This is a genomic window from Merdimmobilis hominis (genome assembly GCF_900104615.1).
In the GTDB taxonomy this organism is placed as follows: domain Bacteria; phylum Bacillota; class Clostridia; order Oscillospirales; family Ruminococcaceae; genus Merdimmobilis; species Merdimmobilis hominis.
Genome location: NZ_LT629939.1, coordinates 2,139,769 through 2,159,072 on the forward strand (window position 1 = coordinate 2,139,769; position 19,304 = coordinate 2,159,072).

General features: G+C 56.9%; 16 protein-coding genes and 2 riboswitches. Of the genes, 12 read left to right on the forward strand and 4 right to left on the reverse strand.

From position 1 onward, the window contains the following. Nucleotides 1–10 precede the first annotated feature (10 nt). From rpoC to metK, 8 genes are all read left to right on the forward strand, one after another. Nucleotides 11–3,559: a DNA-directed RNA polymerase subunit beta' gene (gene rpoC, locus BQ5353_RS10290; RefSeq protein ID WP_071428147.1), complete on the forward strand. Its 3,549-nt coding sequence runs from the start codon at nucleotides 11–13 to the stop codon at nucleotides 3,557–3,559. 182 nt (nucleotides 3,560–3,741) lie between these two features. Beyond that, nucleotides 3,742–4,167: a 30S ribosomal protein S12 gene (rpsL, locus tag BQ5353_RS10295; protein ID WP_054331622.1), complete on the forward strand. Its 426-nt coding sequence runs from the start codon at nucleotides 3,742–3,744 to the stop codon at nucleotides 4,165–4,167. Between the two features lie 136 nt (nucleotides 4,168–4,303). Further along, complete coding sequence (gene rpsG / locus BQ5353_RS10300; protein ID WP_054331623.1) at nucleotides 4,304–4,774, forward strand: 30S ribosomal protein S7; 471 nt, start codon at nucleotides 4,304–4,306, stop codon at nucleotides 4,772–4,774. A gap of 98 nt (nucleotides 4,775–4,872) precedes the next feature. Beyond that, nucleotides 4,873–6,954 carry an elongation factor G gene (fusA, locus tag BQ5353_RS10305; RefSeq protein ID WP_054331624.1) on the forward strand — a complete coding sequence of 694 codons (2,082 nt, stop codon included), beginning with the start codon at nucleotides 4,873–4,875 and terminating at the stop codon, nucleotides 6,952–6,954. Between the two features lie 108 nt (nucleotides 6,955–7,062). Beyond that, nucleotides 7,063–8,262: an elongation factor Tu gene (gene tuf / locus BQ5353_RS10310; RefSeq protein ID WP_071428149.1), complete on the forward strand. Its 1,200-nt coding sequence runs from the start codon at nucleotides 7,063–7,065 to the stop codon at nucleotides 8,260–8,262. A gap of 239 nt (nucleotides 8,263–8,501) precedes the next feature. After that, a riboswitch (FMN riboswitch) is annotated at nucleotides 8,502–8,632 on the forward strand. Nucleotides 8,633–8,726: 94 nt separating this feature from the next. Then, nucleotides 8,727–9,329: an ECF transporter S component gene (locus BQ5353_RS10315; RefSeq protein WP_071428151.1), complete on the forward strand. Its 603-nt coding sequence runs from the start codon at nucleotides 8,727–8,729 to the stop codon at nucleotides 9,327–9,329. Between the two features lie 12 nt (nucleotides 9,330–9,341). Further along, nucleotides 9,342–9,908 carry an ECF transporter S component gene (locus tag BQ5353_RS10320; protein WP_071428153.1) on the forward strand — a complete coding sequence of 189 codons (567 nt, stop codon included), beginning with the start codon at nucleotides 9,342–9,344 and terminating at the stop codon, nucleotides 9,906–9,908. Nucleotides 9,909–10,034: 126 nt separating this feature from the next. Next, nucleotides 10,035–10,135: riboswitch (SAM riboswitch) on the forward strand. Nucleotides 10,136–10,230: 95 nt separating this feature from the next. Beyond that, a complete protein-coding gene (metK, locus tag BQ5353_RS10325) occupies nucleotides 10,231–11,424 on the forward strand; it encodes a methionine adenosyltransferase (protein ID WP_071428154.1) in 1,194 nt (397 codons plus the stop codon). A 54-nt stretch (nucleotides 11,425–11,478) separates the two neighbouring features. Here metK and BQ5353_RS10330 read toward each other — a convergent pair whose 3' ends face one another. From BQ5353_RS10330 to BQ5353_RS10340, 3 genes are all read right to left on the reverse strand, one after another. Continuing rightward, nucleotides 11,479–12,303, reverse strand: a complete 825-nt coding sequence (locus tag BQ5353_RS10330) for a VanW family protein (protein ID WP_231358629.1) — start codon at nucleotides 12,301–12,303, stop codon at nucleotides 11,479–11,481. A 1-nt stretch (nucleotide 12,304) separates the two neighbouring features. Then, nucleotides 12,305–12,826, reverse strand: a complete 522-nt coding sequence (locus BQ5353_RS10335; protein WP_071428155.1) for an AAA family ATPase — start codon at nucleotides 12,824–12,826, stop codon at nucleotides 12,305–12,307. Between the two features lie 70 nt (nucleotides 12,827–12,896). Then, nucleotides 12,897–13,463, reverse strand: a complete 567-nt coding sequence (locus BQ5353_RS10340; protein WP_054331628.1) for a hypothetical protein — start codon at nucleotides 13,461–13,463, stop codon at nucleotides 12,897–12,899. Between the two features lie 299 nt (nucleotides 13,464–13,762). On the opposite strand from BQ5353_RS10340, the gene BQ5353_RS10345 reads away from it, so the two are divergent. The 4 genes from BQ5353_RS10345 to mreB all read left to right on the forward strand — a co-directional run bounded on the left by BQ5353_RS10345 (nucleotide 13,763) and on the right by mreB (nucleotide 18,233). Continuing rightward, complete coding sequence (locus BQ5353_RS10345) at nucleotides 13,763–14,137, forward strand: hypothetical protein (protein ID WP_071428157.1); 375 nt, start codon at nucleotides 13,763–13,765, stop codon at nucleotides 14,135–14,137. A 35-nt stretch (nucleotides 14,138–14,172) separates the two neighbouring features. Beyond that, nucleotides 14,173–16,398, forward strand: coding sequence for an SF1B family DNA helicase RecD2 (gene recD2, locus BQ5353_RS10350; RefSeq protein ID WP_071428159.1), 2,226 nt, complete (start codon nucleotides 14,173–14,175; stop codon nucleotides 16,396–16,398). Further along, entirely contained in the window at nucleotides 16,385–17,110 is a 726-nt protein-coding gene (locus BQ5353_RS10355) for a ComF family protein (RefSeq protein WP_054331630.1), read from the forward strand. Before recD2 ends, BQ5353_RS10355 begins: the two co-directional genes overlap by 14 nt. A 103-nt stretch (nucleotides 17,111–17,213) precedes the next feature. After that, entirely contained in the window at nucleotides 17,214–18,233 is a 1,020-nt protein-coding gene (mreB, locus tag BQ5353_RS10360) for a rod shape-determining protein (RefSeq protein WP_152916844.1), read from the forward strand. Between the two features lie 114 nt (nucleotides 18,234–18,347). Here mreB and BQ5353_RS10365 read toward each other — a convergent pair whose 3' ends face one another. Next, a complete protein-coding gene (locus BQ5353_RS10365; RefSeq protein ID WP_071428161.1) occupies nucleotides 18,348–19,160 on the reverse strand; it encodes a CAP domain-containing protein in 813 nt (270 codons plus the stop codon). Between the last annotated feature and the right edge of the window lie 144 nt (nucleotides 19,161–19,304).

Sequence of the window (19,304 nt, forward strand, 5' to 3'; positions counted from 1 at the left end):
GGTCGTGTATATGGAATTTAACGTGTTTGACTCAATTAAAATCGGTTTGGCTTCGCCGGAAAAAATCCGGGAGTGGTCCTATGGCGAGGTCAAAAAACCCGAGACCATAAATTACCGCACCTTAAAGCCGGAGCGGGACGGCCTGTTCTGCGAGCGCATCTTTGGCCCCACCAAGGACTGGGAGTGCTATTGCGGCAAGTACAAACGCATCCGGTACAAGGGCAAGATCTGTGAGCGCTGCGGCGTTGAGGTCACCCGTTCCAAGGTGCGCCGGGAGCGGATGGGCCACATCGAACTGGCCGCACCGGTTTCCCACATCTGGTACTTTAAGGGAACCTCTTCCCGGATGGGCCTCCTGCTCAACATGTCTCCCCGCCTTTTGGAAAAGGTGCTGTACTTCGCCTCCTACGTGGTGATCGACCCCGGCACCACCAACCTGAAAAAATACACCCTCCTCACCGAAAAGGAATACCGCGACATGCGGGAAGCCTATGAGGATGACTTTGAAGCGGGCATGGGCGCCGAGGCGGTCAAACGCCTGCTGGAGGATCTGGACCTCGACAAGCTGAGCGAGGATCTGCAGCTGGAGCTGAAAACCGCCGCCGGCCAGAAGAGGGCGAAGCTCCTCAAACGGCTGGAGGTGGTAGAGGCCTTCCGCACCTCTGGCAACAAGCCCGAGTGGATGATCCTGGATGTGGTCCCGGTCATCCCCCCAGACATCCGCCCCATGGTTCAGCTGGACGGCGGGCGCTTTGCCACCAGCGACCTCAACGACCTGTACCGCCGGGTGATCAACCGGAACAACCGCCTCAAAAAGCTGCTGGAACTGAGCGCACCCGATATCATTGTCCGCAATGAGAAGCGGATGCTCCAGGAGGCGGTGGACGCCCTGATCGACAACGGCCGCCGCGGCCGCCCGGTCACCGGCCCCAACAATCGTCCCCTGAAATCCCTCTCCGACATGCTCAAAGGTAAGCAGGGCCGCTTCCGCCAGAACCTGCTGGGTAAGCGTGTCGACTACTCCGGCCGTTCGGTTATCGTGGTCGGCCCCGAGCTGAAAATGTATCAGTGCGGCCTGCCCAAGGAGATGGCCCTGGAGCTGTTCAAACCCTTTGTCATGAAGCGCCTGGTGGATCAGAAGGTGGCCACCAACATCAAAAACGCCCGCAAGATGGTGGAGCGGGCCACCGTCAAGGATGTGTGGGATGCGCTGGAAGTGGTCATCAAGGACCATCCCGTCCTGATGAACCGCGCCCCAACGCTGCACCGCCTGGGTATCCAGGCCTTTGAGCCCATCTTGGTCGAGGGCCGCGCCCTGAAGCTGCACCCTCTGGTGTGTACCGCTTACAACGCCGACTTTGACGGTGACCAGATGGCCGTCCACGTGCCCCTGTCCGCTGAGGCCCAGGCCGAGGCCCGCTTCCTGATGCTGGCCGCCAACAACCTGCTCAAACCCTCCGACGGCCGCCCGGTGGCAGTGCCCTCTCAGGATATGGTGCTGGGTTCTTACTACCTGACCATGGTCCGGGAGAACGAGAAGGGCGCCGGCAAGGTGTTCCGCGACTTCAACGAGGCGTTGATGGCTTACCAGTCCGGTGTGGTGGGATTGCATGCCCCCATCAAAGTCCGCGTCTCCCGGGAGATCGGCGGCACCAAGGTGACCAAGATCATCGACGCCACCGTGGGCCGGATCATCTTCAACGATCCCATCCCCCAGGACCTGGGCTATGTGGACCGCACCGATTCCGACAAGCAGTTTAACCTGGAGATCGCTTTCCTGGTCCGCAAAAAGGAGCTGGGTAAGATCATCGACCGCTGCATCCGGGTCCATGGCACCAGCCGCACCAGCGAGGTGTTGGACCGGGTGAAAGCCCAGGGCTTCAAATACTCCACCCGCAGCGCCCTGACCGTCGCGGTCTGCGACGCCATCATCCCGCCCACCAAGAAGGATCTTTTGGAGCAGGCGGAGAAGCAGGTGGACAGCATCCGCCGCCAGTACGAGCGCGGCTTCATCTCCGACGATGTGCGGTATGAACGGGTCGTCAAGACCTGGAACGACACCACCGCCAAGGTCAAAGACGAGCTGGGCAAATACTTCGGCGAGGATAACCCCATCTACATGATGGCCGACTCCGGTGCCCGTGGTTCTATGGACCAGATCCGCCAGCTGGCCGGTATGCGCGGCCTGATCGCCAACACCTCCGGCCGGGCCATCGAGATCCCCATTCGATCCAACTACCGGGAAGGCCTGAACATTTTGGAATACTTCCAGTCCTCTCGAGGCGCCCGCAAAGGCTTGGCTGATACCGCTCTGCGTACCGCAGACTCCGGTTACCTGACCCGCCGCCTGGTAGACGTCTCCCAGGATGTCATCATCCGGGAGCACGACTGCGGCACCCATGAGGGCATTGTCGCCGTGGATATCATCGACAGCGGCCGTCCCATTGAGGAGCTGTCCGAGCGTCTCCTGGGCCGCTATGTGGCTGATGACGTGGTGGATCCCAAAACCGGCGAAGTGCTGGTCACCCGGGATAAGATGATGGATGAAAACGACGCCAAACGGATTGTAGCCGCCGGCATCACCGAGGTGAAGATCCGCTCCATCCTCAACTGCGAGGCGAAAAACGGCGTCTGTGCCAAGTGCTACGGCTCCAACCTGGCCAACGGCCAGCCGGTGGCCATCGGCGAGGCAGTGGGCATCATCGCCGCCCAATCTATCGGTGAACCCGGTACCCAGCTGACCATGCGTACCTTCCACACCGGCGGTATTGCATCCGCTGCGGATATTACCCAAGGTCTGCCCCGCGTTGAGGAGCTGTTCGAGGCGAGAAAGCCCAAGACTTCCGCCATCATCAGCCATTTGGACGGCGTGGTTTCCTTTGAGAAGGACCCCAAGGGCAACGATTTTGTCTATGTCACCAACCCTGAGACCGGCGACGTCTTTGAGCGTCAGGTTGTCTACGGCTCCACCCTGCGGGTGAAAGAGGGCGACCGTGTCAAGAAGGGCGACCAGATCACCGAAGGCTCCATCGAGCCCAACGAGATCCTCTCGGTTATGGGCGATTTGGCGGTGCAGGATTACCTGATCAAGGAAGTCCAGCGCGTCTACCGCACCCAGGGTGTTGACATCAACGACAAGCACATCGAGGTCATCGTCCGCCAGATGATGCGCAAAGTCCGCATCGACGACGGCGGCGACACCAGCCTGATCGCCGGCAGCCAGGTGGAGAAATCCGAGTTCCTGCGCATCAACCAGGAAATCGACCAGCTCAACGCCCAGGACGGCGGCAACCGCCAGAAGGCCACCAGCACCCCTGTTCTGCTTGGTATCACCAAGGCCTCCTTGGCCACCGAGTCCTTCATGTCTGCGGCCTCCTTCCAGGAGACCACCCGCGTGCTGACCGAAGCCGCCATCAAGGGCAAGGTCGACCCGCTGATGGGCCTCAAAGAGAACGTCATCATTGGTAAGCTGATCCCCGCCGGTACCGGACTTGTGGACGAAGAGGATGTCTATATCAAGACGCAAAACGATCCCGTGGCCTCTTTAATCGGCGAATAGGCGAAATTTACCAAAGAAAATCAGTATTTTAACCAAAAGATAGGGCGATTCCCTGTTGACAAGCACTGCTGCACAATGGTAGAATAGCAGGGTGAGAGTGCTCATATCTGGTCAAGCGCGGCCATGGGCAATCTGTCCATGGCCGCTTTTGATATATATTACAGATGCAAGGAGGTGCAAATATGCCAACCTTTAACCAATTGGTCCGCAAAGGCAGAGAGGTTATCGAGAAGAAATCCACCGCTCCCGCTCTTCTGAGAGGATGGAACTCCAAAAAGAGAGTTGCCATTGAGCAGAATTCTCCTCAAAAGAGAGGCGTTTGTACAGCAATCAGAACACAGACACCTAAGAAGCCCAACTCCGCTCTTCGTAAAGTTGCAAGAGTTAAACTGACCAACGGCATCGAGGCTACCGCTTACATTCCTGGTATCGGCCACAACCTGCAGGAACACAGCGTGGTGCTGATCCGTGGCGGCCGTGTAAAGGACCTTCCCGGTGTGCGTTACCACATCATCCGTGGTACTCTGGATGCGCAGGGCGTAGCCAAGAGAATGCAGGCCAGATCCAAATACGGCGCCAAACGTCCAAAGGCTGGTGCCAAGAAGTAATAAAACCTCGTATTAGATGAATAAAGTCATCTGCCGCAAGGCATTTTATGAATATAAAATGGCCTTTTTGCGGTGCAACGGGAGTTTTGTCGCTTTCGAGTACCTATGATATCATTCTATGAAGGAGGGAAGCGAAGTGCCAAGAAGAGGTCAAACAGCAAAACGTGATGTTTTGCCAGATCCACTGTACAATTCCAAAATGGTGACCCGCCTGATCAACAACATCATGTATGATGGCAAAAAAGGCGTCGCCCAGAAGATTGTATACGGTGCATTCGACATTGTCCGTGAAAAAACAGGAAAAGAGCCCCTGGAAGCTTTCGAGCAGGCTCTTGAAAACATCATGCCCGTGCTGGAGGTAAAAGCCCGCCGTGTCGGCGGCGCCACCTACCAGGTTCCCATGGAGGTGCGTCCTGAGAGAAGACAGACCCTGGGTCTGCGCTGGCTCACCACCTACTCCAGAAGCCGTTCTGAGAGAACCATGAGAGAAAGACTTGCCGGCGAGATTATGGACGCTCTGAACGGAGCGGGCGGCGCCTGCAAGAAGCGTGACGACACCCACAAGATGGCTGAGGCCAACAAGGCTTTTGCTCACTACAGATGGTAGTCGTATCCCGCTAATAGCAATTGCTTTATGGTATGCTGCCTCATGGACCCATGGGGCAGCATATCGTAAAATTGAGTCGAGATTTTAAGGAGGACTATATGCCAAGAGATGTCTCTTTGGAAATGACACGTAACATCGGCATAATGGCCCACATTGACGCTGGTAAAACCACCACCACTGAGCGCATCCTGTATTACACAGGCATCAATCACAAGATTGGTGAGACCCACGACGGCAGCGCGACCATGGACTGGATGGTTCAGGAGCAGGAGAGAGGTATTACCATCACTTCCGCTGCTACCACCGCCTACTGGAATGGCCACCGCATTAATATCATCGACACCCCCGGTCACGTTGACTTTACCGTAGAGGTTGAGCGTTCTCTTCGAGTACTCGATGGTTCTGTAACAGTTTTCTGTGCCAAGGGTGGCGTTGAGCCCCAGTCTGAAACCGTATGGCGTCAGGCAGATAAATATCAGGTTCCCAGAATGGCCTATGTCAACAAGATGGACATTATGGGCGCTGATTTTTACAACGTAATTAAAATGATGAAGGCCCGGCTGAAATGCAACGCTGTCCCGATCCAGCTGCCCATCGGCTCGGAGCAGTTCTTCAAAGGCATCATCGACCTGGTGGAGATGAAAGCCTATGTGTACTACGATGACCTGGGCAAGGATATCCGTGTGGAAGAGATCCCCGAGGATATGCTGGAGCAGGCCAACGAGTACCGCGCTGCTATGATCGAAGCCGCTGCTGAGCAGGATGAAGAGTGCATGATGAAATACCTGGAGGGTGAGGAACTCACCGTCGAGGAGATCAAAGCCTGTATCCGCAAAGGCACCCTGGCCAACACCATGGTCCCCGTTTGCTGCGGCACTTCTTACCGCAACAAGGGCGTTCAGAAACTGCTGGATGCCATTATCGACTACATGCCTTCTCCCACCGACATTCCCGCCATCAAGGGCGTGAACCCCGAAACCGGTGAAGAGGAAGAGCGCCACGCTTCCGACAAAGAGCCCTTCTCCGCTCTGGCGTTTAAGATCGCAACCGACCCCTATGTGGGCAAGCTGTGCTTCTTCCGTGTCTACTCCGGCACCATCAACGCCGGCGGCAGCGTGTACAACTCCACCAAGCAGAATCCTGAGAGAATGGGCCGTATTCTGCAGATGCATGCAAACCACCGGAAGGATATTGAGGTTTGCTACGCAGGGGATATTTATGCCGCAGTTGGCCTGAAAAACACCACCACCGGCGACACCCTCTGCGATCCCAAATACCCCATCATCCTGGAGTCCATGGAGTTCCCCGAGCCGGTTATTGACCTGGCTATCGAGCCCAAGACCAAAGCCGGCCAGGAGAAGATGGCCATCGGCCTGGCCAAACTGGCTGAGGAAGATCCCACCTTCCGGACCTACACCGACCAGGAGACTGGACAAACCATCATCGCCGGTATGGGCGAACTACATCTGGAAGTTATCGTGGACCGTCTGCTCCGCGAGTTCAAGGTGGAAGCCAATGTGGGTAAACCCCAGGTTGCCTACAAAGAAACCATCCGCAAACTGGCCGACGTGGATCACAAATACGCCCGTCAGTCCGGTGGTAAAGGCCAGTACGGCCATGTAAAAATCAAAGTCGAGCCCAACGAGTCCGGCAAGGGCTACGAGTTCGTCAACGCCATCGTGGGCGGTGCTATCCCCAAAGAGTACATTGGCCCCATTGACCAAGGTATCCAGGGCGCTATGCAGGCCGGTGTTTTGGCTGGCTACCCGGTGGTTGATGTCAAAGTCACCCTGTACGACGGCTCTTATCATGAGGTCGACTCCTCTGAGATGGCGTTTAAGATCTGTGCGTCCATGGCCTTTAAAGAGGCTTGCCGCAAGGCTGACCCCTGCATCCTAGAGCCCATCATGAAGGTGACGGTCAACGTCCCCGAGGATTACATGGGCGACGTCATCGGCGATCTCAACTCCCGCCGCGGCCAGATCCAGGGCATGGAAGCCGTGTTTGGCGCCCAGGAGATCCGTGCGTTCGTTCCTCTGTCTGAGATGTTTGGCTACTCCAATGACCTGCGTTCCAAGACCCAGGGCCGCGGCCAGTATGTCATGGAGCCTTCTCACTACATTGAAGTGCCCAAATCCATCGCAGAGAAAATCATCAGCACCCGCACCAAAAAAGACTAATTCTGTGTTTTGGGCTTGCTTTTTTAGCGCATACTTGCTACAATACAAATTGTAGTGCAATCCTGAAACGGAAGCTATTTTTTACCTGATATAAGGGAGGAAACATTCATGGCAAAGGCACATTTTGAAAGAAACAAGCCTCATGTCAACATTGGTACCATTGGCCACGTTGACCACGGCAAAACCACTCTGACCGCTGCTATCACCAAGACCCTTGGTCTGCAGGGCAAAGCGGAGTTCGTTGACTATGCGAACATCGATAAAGCTCCCGAAGAGAGAGAGCGCGGCATCACAATTAACACTTCTCACGTTGAGTACGAGACTGACAAACGTCACTATGCTCACGTTGACTGCCCCGGACATGCTGACTACGTCAAGAACATGATCACCGGTGCTGCTCAGATGGACGGCGCTATCCTGGTTGTTTCTGCGGCTGATGGCCCCATGCCTCAGACCCGTGAGCACATCCTGCTGTCCCGTCAGGTAGGTGTTCCCTACATCGTCGTATTCATGAACAAAGCCGACCAGGTTGACGATCCCGAGCTGCTGGAGCTGGTTGAGATGGAGATCCGCGAGCTGCTGTCCTCCTACGACTTCCCCGGCGACGATATCCCGATCATCAAAGGTTCCGCTCTGCAGGCTCTGGAAGCTCCCAACGATCTGAGCGATCCTGCTTACAAACCGATCCTGGAGCTCATGGACGCTGTCGACGCTTACATCCCCACCCCTGAGCGCAAAGCCGACCTGCCCTTCCTGATGCCCATCGAGGACATCTTCACCATCACCGGCCGCGGCACCGTCGCCACCGGTAGAGTGGAGAGAGGCCAGCTGAAAACTTCCGATGAGGTTGAGATCGTTGGTCTGACCGATGAGAAGAGAAAAGTTGTCGTTACCGGCATCGAGATGTTCCGCAAGATCCTGGATTACGCTGAGGCTGGCGACAACATTGGTGCCCTGCTCCGCGGCGTTCAGAGAACCGAGATCCAGAGAGGTCAGGTTCTGTGCAAACCCGGCTCCATTCATCCCCACACCAAATTCCGTGGCCAGGTTTACATCCTGAAAAAAGAAGAGGGCGGCCGTCATACCCCTTTCTTCAACAACTACAGACCTCAGTTCTACTTCAGAACCACTGACGTTACCGGCGTTGTCGCTCTGCCCGAGGGCGTTGAGATGTGCATGCCTGGCGATAACGTGGAGATGGATGTTGAGCTGATCACCCCCATCGCTATTGAGGAAGGTCTGCGTTTCGCTATCCGTGAGGGTGGCCGCACCGTAGGCTCCGGCGTTGTCATCAAGATCAACGAATAGTCTTTGGATTTTCAAACAGGCGTCCCATTTGGGGCGCCTGTTTTCTTTGTTCGCGGCTGTATCTTTGGATGTAAAGAAAGGGCGGAAGAGTGTCACGGGGCGGGGGATTGCCCCACCTCCGCATATGGCGAGAGAGGCAGAATAGAAGAAGACGCACCAGAAAAATTTCCAGCGGCGGGGGAAATACCTGTTGACAACAAGGCGGGAAAAGGCTATACTGATAGCCGAAATACATATATTGTCTGTTTCAGGGCGGGGTGCGATTCCCCACCGGCGGTGATGGGCCGATGGCCACAAGTCCGCGAGCTTTTTAGCAGGATTCGGTGCGATTCCGAAACCGACGGTACAGTCCGGATGAAAGAAACAGGTGCATTTTTGCATCCATGGCGCCTGGGAACTTTTGGGTTTCCAGGCGCATTTCATTCCCCCGAGCAGACCTCTTATCAGAAAGGGGTTTTAACCAAATGACAAACACCGTTTACTCCTCAAGGACCCGGAAAACCCGCAAGATGGTGATGACTGCTATGCTGGCGGCTGTCTCGTCGGTGCTGATGTTTTTCAGCTTCAATGTGCCGCTGATGCCCGGCTTCATCAAGATGGACTTCTCCGAATTGCCGGCTCTGATCGCCTCCTTTGCCCTGGGCCCTGTCTCCGGGGTGGCCGTCTGCCTGGTGAAAAACCTGGTCAACCTCTTTTTCACCACCACCGGCGGGGTGGGGGAACTGTCCAATTTCCTGCTGGGTTCGCTGTTCGTGGCGCCCGCCGGGATTGTCTACCGCAAAATCAAGGGCCGCAAAGGGGCGCTGGTGGGCTCCCTCATCGGGGCGGCGGCTATGGCGGTGTGCAGCGTCTTTTCCAACTATTATGTGGTCTACCCCATCTACACCGCCTTCATGCCCATGGAGGCCATTCTGGGGATGTACCGGGCCATCAATCCCCATGTGGAGAACCTGTGGCAGGCTCTTCTATGGTTTAACATGCCGTTTACCTTTCTAAAAGGGATGTGCAGTGTGGCCATTACCTTCTGCATCTACAAAAAGATTTCACCCATCATCAAAGGACAATAGGAGGGGATTTATATGGACCGGACTACACAGAAACACACCTCCAACCCCATCCGCAGGCTGACCACTATGGGAATGATGGCCGCCATTTCGGTGGTGCTGGTTTACCTCGTCCATTTTCCCATCTTTCCCGTCGCCCCTTACCTGGAATATGACCCGGCAGACATCCCGATTTTCATCTGCACCTTTTTGTATGGGCCGGGGGCCGGTTTCCTGCTGACCGTGCTGGCGAGCACCATTCAGGGGGTGACAGTCAGCGCCGCCAGCGGATGGATTGGGATTTTGATGCACATCTTTGCCACCGGTTCCTTCACCCTTGTGGCCGGCAACATCTACCGCCATGGCAAGAGCAAGCGGACAGCGGTCCTGGCGCTGGTGGCCGGGGTGCTGACCATGACAGGGATGATGGTGGTTTGGAATTTGATCTTCACCCCCATCTTCACCGGTATGCCCCGGGAGGGGGTCTTGGAGATTCTGGTGCCGGTTATCATCCCCTTCAATTTGATAAAGGCGGGGGCCAATGCAGGGATCACCATGCTGGTGTACAAGAAGATTTCCGGCATTATCGCCCATGGGGATTAAAATAGAGCGGGTTCCTTCCCATTTTTTGGGGGAACCCGTTCCCTTTAGGGAGAAGAAGAGGAAAAGTTTTCCCTTGACAAATGCCATAAAATCTTGTAGAATATTGTCTTGTAAATTGAATATTGCCCCTTATCAAGAGTGGTGGAGGGAACAGGCCCTATGATACCCGGCAACCTGCACAGTGTGCAAAGGTGCTAAATCCTGCGGATAAAACCGAGAGATGAGGATTCTGATAGATGCTCGGTTTTTGCCGGGCATTTTCTTTTGCCCGGGGAAACAGGAGGCAATTTCACAGGCTTTTTAAACCAAAAAGGAGGACCCCATGGCAAAATATCTATTTACATCCGAATCGGTGACCGAAGGCCACCCCGATAAAATCTGCGACCAAATCTCCGATGGCATCCTGGATGCCATGCTGGAAAAGGACCCTTACGCCCGGGTGGCCTGCGAGACCACCTGCACCACCGGCCTTGTCTCCATCATGGGCGAGATCTCCACCAGCTGTTATGTGGACATCCCCAAGCTGGCCCGGGAAATTGTCAAGGAGATCGGCTATGACCGCGCCAAATACGGCTTTGATTGCGACACCTGCGCGGTGATCACCACCATCGATGAGCAGTCCACTGACATCGCCTTGGGTGTGGACAATGCCCTGGAGGCGAAAAACGCCCAGATTCAGGACGACCTGGTCACTGGAGCCGGCGACCAGGGGATGATGTTCGGTTATGCCTGCGATGAGACCCCGGAATTGATGCCCATGGCCATCAGCTTGGCCCACAAACTGGCCAAACAGCTTGCAAAAGTCCGCAAAGACGGCACCCTCTCCTACCTGCGGCCCGATGGCAAGACCCAGGTCACCGTGGAGTATGAAGATGACCGCCCGGTGCGGATTGACACCATTGTCATCTCCAACCAGCATTCCCCCGAGGTCACCCTGGAACAGATCCGGGAGGACATCCTCAGGGAAGTGATCCGACCCATTATCCCCGCAGAACTCCTGGATGGGGAGACCAAGTACTACATCAACCCCACCGGCCGGTTTGTCATCGGCGGGCCTCAGGGGGACAGCGGCCTCACCGGCCGGAAGATTATTGTAGACACTTACGGCGGATACGGCCGCCACGGCGGCGGTGCCTTCTCCGGAAAGGACCCCACCAAGGTGGACCGCTCCGCTGCCTACGCCGCCCGTTATGTAGCCAAGAACATTGTGGCGGCCGGCTTTGCCCATAAGTGTGAGATCCAGCTGGCATATGCCATCGGCGTTGCCCATCCCGTTTCCATCAATGTCAACACCTTCGGCACCGGCGCCGTATCCGATGAGATCTTGGAAAAGGCAGTCGCCCAGGTGTTCGACCTGCGCCCAGCGGCCATCATCAAGGACTTGGACCTGCGCAAACCCATTTACCGCAAACTGGCGGCCTACGGCCACATGGGCCGGGAGGATCTGGGTGTTGCCTGGGAAAACCGGGACAAGGTGGACGCCCTGAAAGAGGCAGTTGCCGCCCTGACCAAATAGTATTTGACAGCACAAAGCCCCCTGTTCCCAGCTGGGAACAGGGGGCTCTTTGGTTTACTGCACAGAGAGAAACCGTTCCGGGTCAACAAGCCCTGGGTCGTACAGCACCCGGGAATGGTTTTCCAGCAACAACTGGTCAAACAAGATGCTGCCGGTGGCTTTATCCACCCCTCTGCGGTAGACCTTGTTGTGGCGGTAGACCCCATCCGCCTCCCGGGTGAAATAGCTTTCCTCCTCCCGGATGTGGTATTTCACTGGCAGAGGGAGGCTGCACCGCAGCTCCCCGCACAGATACTCCCCCTCCACCCAGGCAAACAGTTGGAAGGTGGCATCGGTGGGGTTGTACAGCCGGTAATCCAGGTAGTTGTAAAAAATGCTGGTGCCCACCCCAAAAGGCAGCTGCCGCCCAAAGTCGGGGAAGAGGTCGATCCCGTTGTGGTGATGGTGTTCCGCCACCTCCAAAGGGCTGTGGAGGGCCATCCAGTGGATAAGGTTGGTAAACTGGCACATCCCGCCGCCGATCCCTTGGGAGGGGACGCCGCTTTCGATGGTCAGCCCTTCCCGGTAGCCTTTTTTGGCGGTCAGGCTCCCCACCAGATGCCAGAAGGAGAGGGTCTCCCCCGGGCGGATAAGGATGCCGTTCACCTTGGGTGCCGCCAGGGAGAGATTTACCGCCTTGTTCTCCTGAAGCTGTAAATCCACGTTTTGCAGCCGCCGCCGGATCAGCGACCGGTGGCTGTAGCAGCAGTAGGGGAGGGGCCGCAGGGAATAGTTTTTAGCAAAATGGACGTGGGAAAACAAGTCCTTGAGGTTGCGAAGGAAAATCCCCTTCTGTACCGAGATCTGATAGGTGAGGGGGGAGATCTGGCAGAACAGCATCCTACCCACAGGTGCCATCCCCTTCCTGAACAAAGGAAGCGATCCATTGGGCAGCTTCCTCAGGGGTGCGCCGGCTCACATCCAGGTGGACGGTGTCCATCTTCTCATAGAGGGGCAGGCGGGCGAGGCTCCGCTCAATGACGTCCTCCTGCCGCACCCCGGCCCGTACATCCCCCAGGAGGCGCTGACACAGGGCGCCGGGGGAGACATCCAGGGTGATTTTCACCGGCTGGTATTCCATCCCCTCCAGGCGGGAGAAGATCTCCTCAAATATTTCCTCCTGGTGGATCACCCAGCAGAAGATGACATATTGGTACCCGGAATTGGACAAAAAGGACCGCAGTAAATAGGCGATGTTGTCAAGCACCATCGCCTTATTTTCCCCATTTGCCACAAAGGGGTTCATATTCCAGCACCAGTCCCCATCCAGGTAAACCGAAGGGGCCAGCAAGCGCAGAAGCTGATTGGATACGGCGCTTTTCCCCGCGCCCATAGTCCCGTTTATGAGGATGAGCTGTTTCACGGCCATCGCCTCCCTTTGTTTGATTCCCTTTCATTTTACTAGAAAGGGATAGTTTTGGGAAGGTGGGGGACTACCTGGTCAGGAAGCGGAAACTTTCCGACACCGCCGCCAATTCTTTAGGTAGCTGGTTAAAGAGGTCATACGCTTCCTCCGACTCGCTGAACGGATTGGATTGGAGGGTGGTCATAACCGCTACCCGCCCATCCTCGGAGGTGGTCAGTTCGGTGCCCAAGGGGCCGCCTTCTGCTTTTGTTTTTTCCCAGCACTGCTGGCTCATGATTTCGATGGTTAGGATGTGGACATCCGATTCCGGGAGGTTCGGCCCTTCCATGTAGTAAAGGGAAACAACATCCACCGTTTCCCCATAGGCTTCCCGTTGGCTCGTCAGGATTTTGGAATGGCCGCGCAGTATTTCCGGAAGGCTGAAGGCGATGCCTAGGTCATCGCTGGAATAGGTGAGATCCGAGGAATCGGACTTGCCATCCTCTTGCGGTTGTTGGCTGCTGCCGGAGGAGACATCGGCCTCGCTGGACTGGGGCAGGGAGCTGGATGAATTCCCCCCGCTGGGGTTGGAACAAGCGGCAAGGCCCATGGTTAAAATAGCTGCGGCAATCAGTGTAGTGATAAAACGTTTCACAAAAATTCCTCCTTTTTATGAGAAAGGTTTCCCCCCTACTTTGGTGGAAAGGGGTAGTTTCTTATATGGTGGGCAAAAATAGACCGATTGCTTCCCGGCGAATTTCCCAAAAAGAAGGGCCTTCTGTAGGAGATTTAGACCAATGGCCATAGCCCAAAGAAAAAGGCATTTTCCCAAGATAGGGTGGTGTTTTTCCGCAAAACGGTGGATTTTTCAAAAACAGCCTTTTTCACCAAAGGGGATGCCCCCTCATAAGATGCACCACAGGGGATTTTTTCCCCGAGAATGGAGGAAACGGTATGACCGAACTCATTTTTTGGCTGACAGTGGGCATCCTCTTCTGCCTGGGCCTGGTGCAGGTGATCGGCTATGTGTGCCAGTGGATGCTTCGCCCCAAAGGGATGCACCGGTTTTACACCATGATCCCGGTCAGCGGCCACATGGAGGATGCGGAGCAGGTGCTGCGGTGGGCCTTTTCCACTATGCGGTGGGATTATTGGGCCAATGCCAACTGGCTGCTCATCCTGGACATGGGGGCGGATGAGGAAACCCTGGCGATTTGCCGGGCGTTCTGCACCCAGGAGAGCGGGGCCCGCATCCTGACACCCCAGCAGCTGTTGGAGCTGATGGAGGGAACAGAGGTTTGCAAAACCTTCCGAAGTATACTATACTAGGGAAAGAGCAAACGGAATAAAGGGGAAAAAGCGGGATGGCAGAGAGCAAAATTACAACAATTGAGGGCAGCGTGGAGGAGGTTGTCTTCCACAGTGAAGACACCGGCTTTACTGTGTTGGAGCTGGCCACCGATGAAGAGCTGCTGACGGTGGTGGGGGAACTGGTCCAGGTGGACATCGGGGAGACTTTAAAGGTCACCGGCCAGTTTGTCACCCACCCCACCTATGGCAGCCAGTTCAAGGCCGCCATTGTAGAGCGCACCCTGCCCGCCACCTCTGGGGCGATTTTAAAGTACCTCTCCTCCGGGGCGATCAAGGGGATTGGCCCGGCCATCGCCCGCCGCCTGGTGGACGCCTTTGGGGACCAGACCCTGGAGGTAATTGAAAAACAGCCCCGCCGCCTCACCGAAATCCGGGGCATCTCCCCCAAAAAGGCAGAGGAGATCGAGGAGGAGTACAAGCGGATCTTCGGCATCCGGGCGGTGATGCTCTTCCTCTCCCGCTTCCGCATCGACCCCGCCGCCTCCATCCGGGTGTGGAAGCTGTGGGGCACCCTGGCCACCGACATCATCTCCGAGAACCCTTACGCCCTCTGCTGCGAGGAGATCGGACTCAAATTTGAGGAGGCCGATGCCATCAGCACCCAACTGGGCTTGCCTATGGACAGCCGCTGCCGGATGGCAGGGGCCATTTTGTATGTGCTGCGCCACAACACCTTCAGCGGGGGCCACTGCTGCCTGCCTCAGAACAAGCTGCTGCGGGCCACCCGCTCCCTCTTGGGAGATGAGGAATTGGAGCTGGATTCCCTGGTGGACGAGCTCGTGGAGGAGAAGAGCCTGGTCAGCGACACGGTGGAGGGCCAGCGGTTTTTGTACCTTCCCCAGTTTTACCAGGCGGAGACCTACGTGGCCGGTCGCCTTGCCATGATGGAGCAGCTGACCATGAACCCCCCGGAGGATTTGAACAAAGACATCGACGCCTTGGAGAAAAAGCTGGGCATCGCCTATGCCAAGCTGCAGCGCAAGGCCATTGAGACCGCCTTTTTCCAGGACGTTTTGATCCTCACCGGCGGCCCCGGCACCGGCAAGACCACCACCTTAAACGGGATCATCACCCTATTGGAGCAGCGGGGGTTCAAGGTGGCCTTGGCCGCCCCCACCGGCCGGGCCGCCAAGCGGATGAGCGAGGTCACCGGCCGGGAGGCCAAGACCATCCACCGGCTGTTGGAGGTGGACTTCCAGGATGAGAGCGGAAAAAATAAATTTAAGCGCAACCAGAAGAACCCCCTCCCCTTTGACGCAGTGGTGGTGGATGAGATGTCCATGGTGGACATCCAGCTGTTTGAATCGCTGATCAAGGCCCTGCGCCTGGGCAGCAAGCTGATCCTGGTGGGGGACCCAGATCAGCTCCCCTCGGTGGGGGCAGGCAACGTCCTCAAGGATTTGATCGACTCGGACGTCATCGCTGTGGTCCACCTCAGCGAGGTGTTCCGCCAGGCGGCTGAGAGCCTGATCGTCACCAACGCCCACGCCATTGTAAGCGGGGAACTACCCGACCTCTCCCACAAGGACAACGATTTCTTCTTCCTCCCCCAGCCCTCTTCTGACCGGGCGATGGCCACAGTGCTGTCCCTGTGCAGCGTCCGTCTCCCCAAGGCCTACGGGTGCTCCCCCATGTGGGATATCCAGGTGATCTCCCCCAGCCGGGTGGGCGCCCTGGGGACTGTGGAACTGAACCGCCAGCTCCAGCAGGTGTTAAATCCGCCCTCCCCGCAAAAGACCGAGTTTAAGTTCGGTTCCTCCATCTTCCGGGAGGGGGACAAGGTGATGCAGATCCGCAACAACTATGACATCGTCTGGAGCCGGGATGACGGCGATGAGGGCATGGGGGTGTTCAATGGGGACATCGGGGTAATCGAGATGATCGACCGGCCTTCCCAGTCCATTTTGGTGCGGTACGACGACCGGATGGCCCAGTATGTCTTCGACATGGCCGACGAGCTGGACCTGGCCTACGCCATCACCGTCCACAAGAGCCAGGGCAGCGAGTTTGAATCGGTGGTGATGCCGCTGATGGGCTACCACAGCAAGCTCCACTACCGGAATCTGCTCTACACTGGGGTCACCCGGGCCAAAAAGAGGCTGATCCTTCTGGGACAGGCATCTACTGTGGCACGGATGGTCCAGAACGACAAAAAGACTCTGCGCTACACCAATTTAAAGACCTATTTGATCCAGGCGGCTGGCCATGGGGAAGGATAACCGGCGCGGGCTGTGGTCCCGCTTTCTCGATGCCCTGTTCCCGCCCCGGTGTGTGTTCTGCGGCCGCTTGACCACCCGGGAAGAGCCCTCCTGCCCCCGATGCCGTCCCTATCTGCCTTGGCTGGGCGAAGGGGAGTGGGACAACGCCAGATACCAGGCCTTTGACGGCTTCTGCGCCCCATTTTATTATGAGGGAAGGGTGCAGCGGGCCATCCTCGGGTTTAAAGACACCGGCCGTGATTGGGAGGCGGACTGTTTTGCCAGCCTGATGGTGGATGCCTTAAAAAGGGCTTACCCAGAAGAGGCGTTCACCGCCGCGGTGCCGGTGCCCACCACCATGGAAAAGCTGATGAAGCGGGGATTCAACCAAACCGAGCTTCTCTCCCGCCGGGTGGCGGAGGCGCTGGGAATTCCAAACCTGCCCCACGCTCTCCTGCGGCTGGAGGAGACCCGGACCCAGCACCATCTCTCCGCCCTGGGGCGGCGGCTCAACGCGGTGAGCAGCTACCGATCCGGAGAGGGGAAATTGGAGGGTTCGGTGCTTTTGATTGACGACGTGGCCACCACTGGGGCCACTCTCCACGCCTGTGCCCTGGCCCTGAAAGAGATGGGCGCCCAGAGGGTGGTGGCCCTCACCTTGGCGGCAACCTTAAAGAAAACGGGAAATCCAGTTGAAAAACTGGACAAAAACCGGTATAATGATCTTTTGTGAATAGGTTGTTTATACAAGCTGGGCTGGCGGCAAAGAAAGCCGTGGATTGCCCAGGGCCTTCTTTGCAGGGAACAAGCGCCGCTAGGTGGAAAGGATGATAGATATGGCTTCTGTAGATCTGGGAATTGACCTTGGCACCGCGACTGTCGTGGTCTATGACAGCACCCAGGGCATTGTGCTCAAAGAGCCTTCGGTGGTGGCCATCAACACCAAAACCGACGAGGTACTCAGTGTAGGGGAAGAAGCGTACCGGATGTTGGGCCGCACTCCGGATAAGATTCGGGCAGTCCGCCCCTTGCAGGATGGGGTCATCAGCGATTTCAACAGCACCGAGAAGATGATTCAGTCCTTCCTGCGCAAGGTGGGGGGAAACCAGATCATCCGGCCCCGGGTGGCCATCTGCGTCCCCTCCGGCATCACCGAAGTGGAATCCCGGGCTGTGGTGGATGCCGCTGTGGCCGCCGGCGCCCGGAAGGTCTATTTGATTGAGGAGCCGGTGGCAGCTGCCCTCGGCGCGGGGATCGACATCTCCAAGCCCAACGGACACATCATTGTGGACATCGGCGGAGGAACCACCGACATCGCCGTCCTCTCCCTCAACGGGGTGGTGTGCAAAACCTCCCTCAAGGTGGCAGGGGACAAGTTCGACCAGGCCATTGTCCGGTATGTCCGCTCCACCTATGACGTGCTCATCGGGGAAAAGATGGCCGAACGGCTGAAAATGGAGATCGGCAGCGTTTTCTTTAACGAGGACGAGGATATCTCCACCGACATCAAAGGCCGCAACCTGCGCACCGGCCTGCCCCAGAAGCTGACCATCACCCGGTCGGAGCTGAAGGAAGTGCTGCTGGAACAGGCGATGAACATTGTAGTGGCCGTCCAGCAGATTTTGGAGAAGACCCCGCCGGAGCTGGCAGCGGATATTTCGGTGAACGGCTTGGTGATGACCGGCGGCGGATCAATGCTCCATGGCTTGGACCGGCTGATCTCCCATTACACAAAGGTAAACGCTTTCCTGGCGGAGGACCCGGTGGACTGTGTGGCCATCGGCACCGGAAAGGCCTTCCAATACCTGGGGGATTTTTTCGACGGTTTTGTCACCTCCTCCACCCACAAACACTGATTGCGGCAGCCCTGGGGGAATTCCCTTGGGGCTGTTTTGGCGTTTGGATGATCGAAGGCAAGAGCCCCCTTCCAGCCGGAAGGGGGCTCTTTCACTACAGGGAGGTATCCAAAGTTAGTAGGTGAACAGCTGGGTCCAATAGAGGGTGCCACCAGCGCCCTGGTAACAGCCAACGCCGATGGAGGTGTAGCTGCTGTTTAGGATGTTGGCGCGGTGGCCGGAGGAATTCATCCAGCCCTCCATCACTTTTTCGGGGGAGGACTGGCCATAGGCGATGTTCTCACCGGCGCCGCGGAAGCTGACACCAGCCTCTGTCAGGGCAGAAGAAAAGCTGCTGCCGTTGGGGCGGGTGTGGGAGAAGGAGGAGACGATCTCCTTGGCGCGGACCTGAGCCGCAGATTGTACAGTGACATCCACCTTCAGCGGGGAGAGGCCGGCCTTGGCCCGCTCCTGGTTTACAAGGTCCGCCACCTGTTTGGCATAGGCCGCCAAGGTGTCGCCATCGTCGGGGACATTGGGTTTATCCGGTGTTTCCGGTGTCTCCGGCTTGTTCGGCACATCGGGAACCTCTGGCCGATCGCCGCCGATGATGTCATCATCGCCGGGAAGCTGGCCACAGCCCGGATAGCTTGGCCGGCAGGAACCCCAGTGGTTGCCGCTGCAATTGGAATTCCCAGTGCAGCCGCTTCCAATGATGTTCTGAACCCAGCCGAACCCGCCTAGTTGGGGACGGCAGTTTTTCAAAAGATCCTGTAGGGAGGATGTATTGTACCCACTGCCTTGGTAGGTCTGGGTGGAATTAGAAAAAATGGTCGTACCCCATCGGAAGTCGGCCACCTGAGGCTGTGCAAATGCGGTGACCGCCATAGAGGAGGTTGCCAGAGCCGCACAGGCCAGCAGGAGCAGTTTTTTTGAAATTGGTTTCATTTTTTTCCCTCACTTTCCTAGGTTTGTTGCCATTATACCGTCCAAAAAAGGAATTTTCAAAGTTAAGTTTTGGTAAGGGAAATCTTGGCCCAATCCCTTGGAAGGCCTTAACCAAAACTCATGTCAGATGCTGGAAGGGGAGGG

Bases quoted from the DNA above. Each gene is read 5' to 3' on its own strand.
- recD2 (WP_071428159.1), top strand. From the start codon at position 14,173: ATGGCAGAGAGCAAAATTACAACAATTGAGGGCAGCGTGGAGGAGGTT.
- BQ5353_RS10355 (WP_054331630.1), top strand. From the start codon at position 16,385: ATGGGGAAGGATAACCGGCGCGGGCTGTGGTCCCGCTTTCTCGATGCC.
- tuf (WP_071428149.1), top strand. From the start codon at position 7,063: ATGGCAAAGGCACATTTTGAAAGAAACAAGCCTCATGTCAACATTGGT.
- rpoC (WP_071428147.1), top strand. From the start codon at position 11: ATGGAATTTAACGTGTTTGACTCAATTAAAATCGGTTTGGCTTCGCCG.
- BQ5353_RS10315 (WP_071428151.1), top strand. From the start codon at position 8,727: ATGACAAACACCGTTTACTCCTCAAGGACCCGGAAAACCCGCAAGATG.
- BQ5353_RS10320 (WP_071428153.1), top strand. From the start codon at position 9,342: ATGGACCGGACTACACAGAAACACACCTCCAACCCCATCCGCAGGCTG.
- mreB (WP_152916844.1), top strand. From the start codon at position 17,214: ATGGCTTCTGTAGATCTGGGAATTGACCTTGGCACCGCGACTGTCGTG.
- BQ5353_RS10345 (WP_071428157.1), top strand. From the start codon at position 13,763: ATGACCGAACTCATTTTTTGGCTGACAGTGGGCATCCTCTTCTGCCTG.
- metK (WP_071428154.1), top strand. From the start codon at position 10,231: ATGGCAAAATATCTATTTACATCCGAATCGGTGACCGAAGGCCACCCC.
- BQ5353_RS10330 (WP_231358629.1), bottom strand. From the start codon at position 12,303: ATGCTGTTCTGCCAGATCTCCCCCCTCACCTATCAGATCTCGGTACAG.
- fusA (WP_054331624.1), top strand. From the start codon at position 4,873: ATGCCAAGAGATGTCTCTTTGGAAATGACACGTAACATCGGCATAATG.
- BQ5353_RS10365 (WP_071428161.1), bottom strand. From the start codon at position 19,160: ATGAAACCAATTTCAAAAAAACTGCTCCTGCTGGCCTGTGCGGCTCTG.
- rpsL (WP_054331622.1), top strand. From the start codon at position 3,742: ATGCCAACCTTTAACCAATTGGTCCGCAAAGGCAGAGAGGTTATCGAG.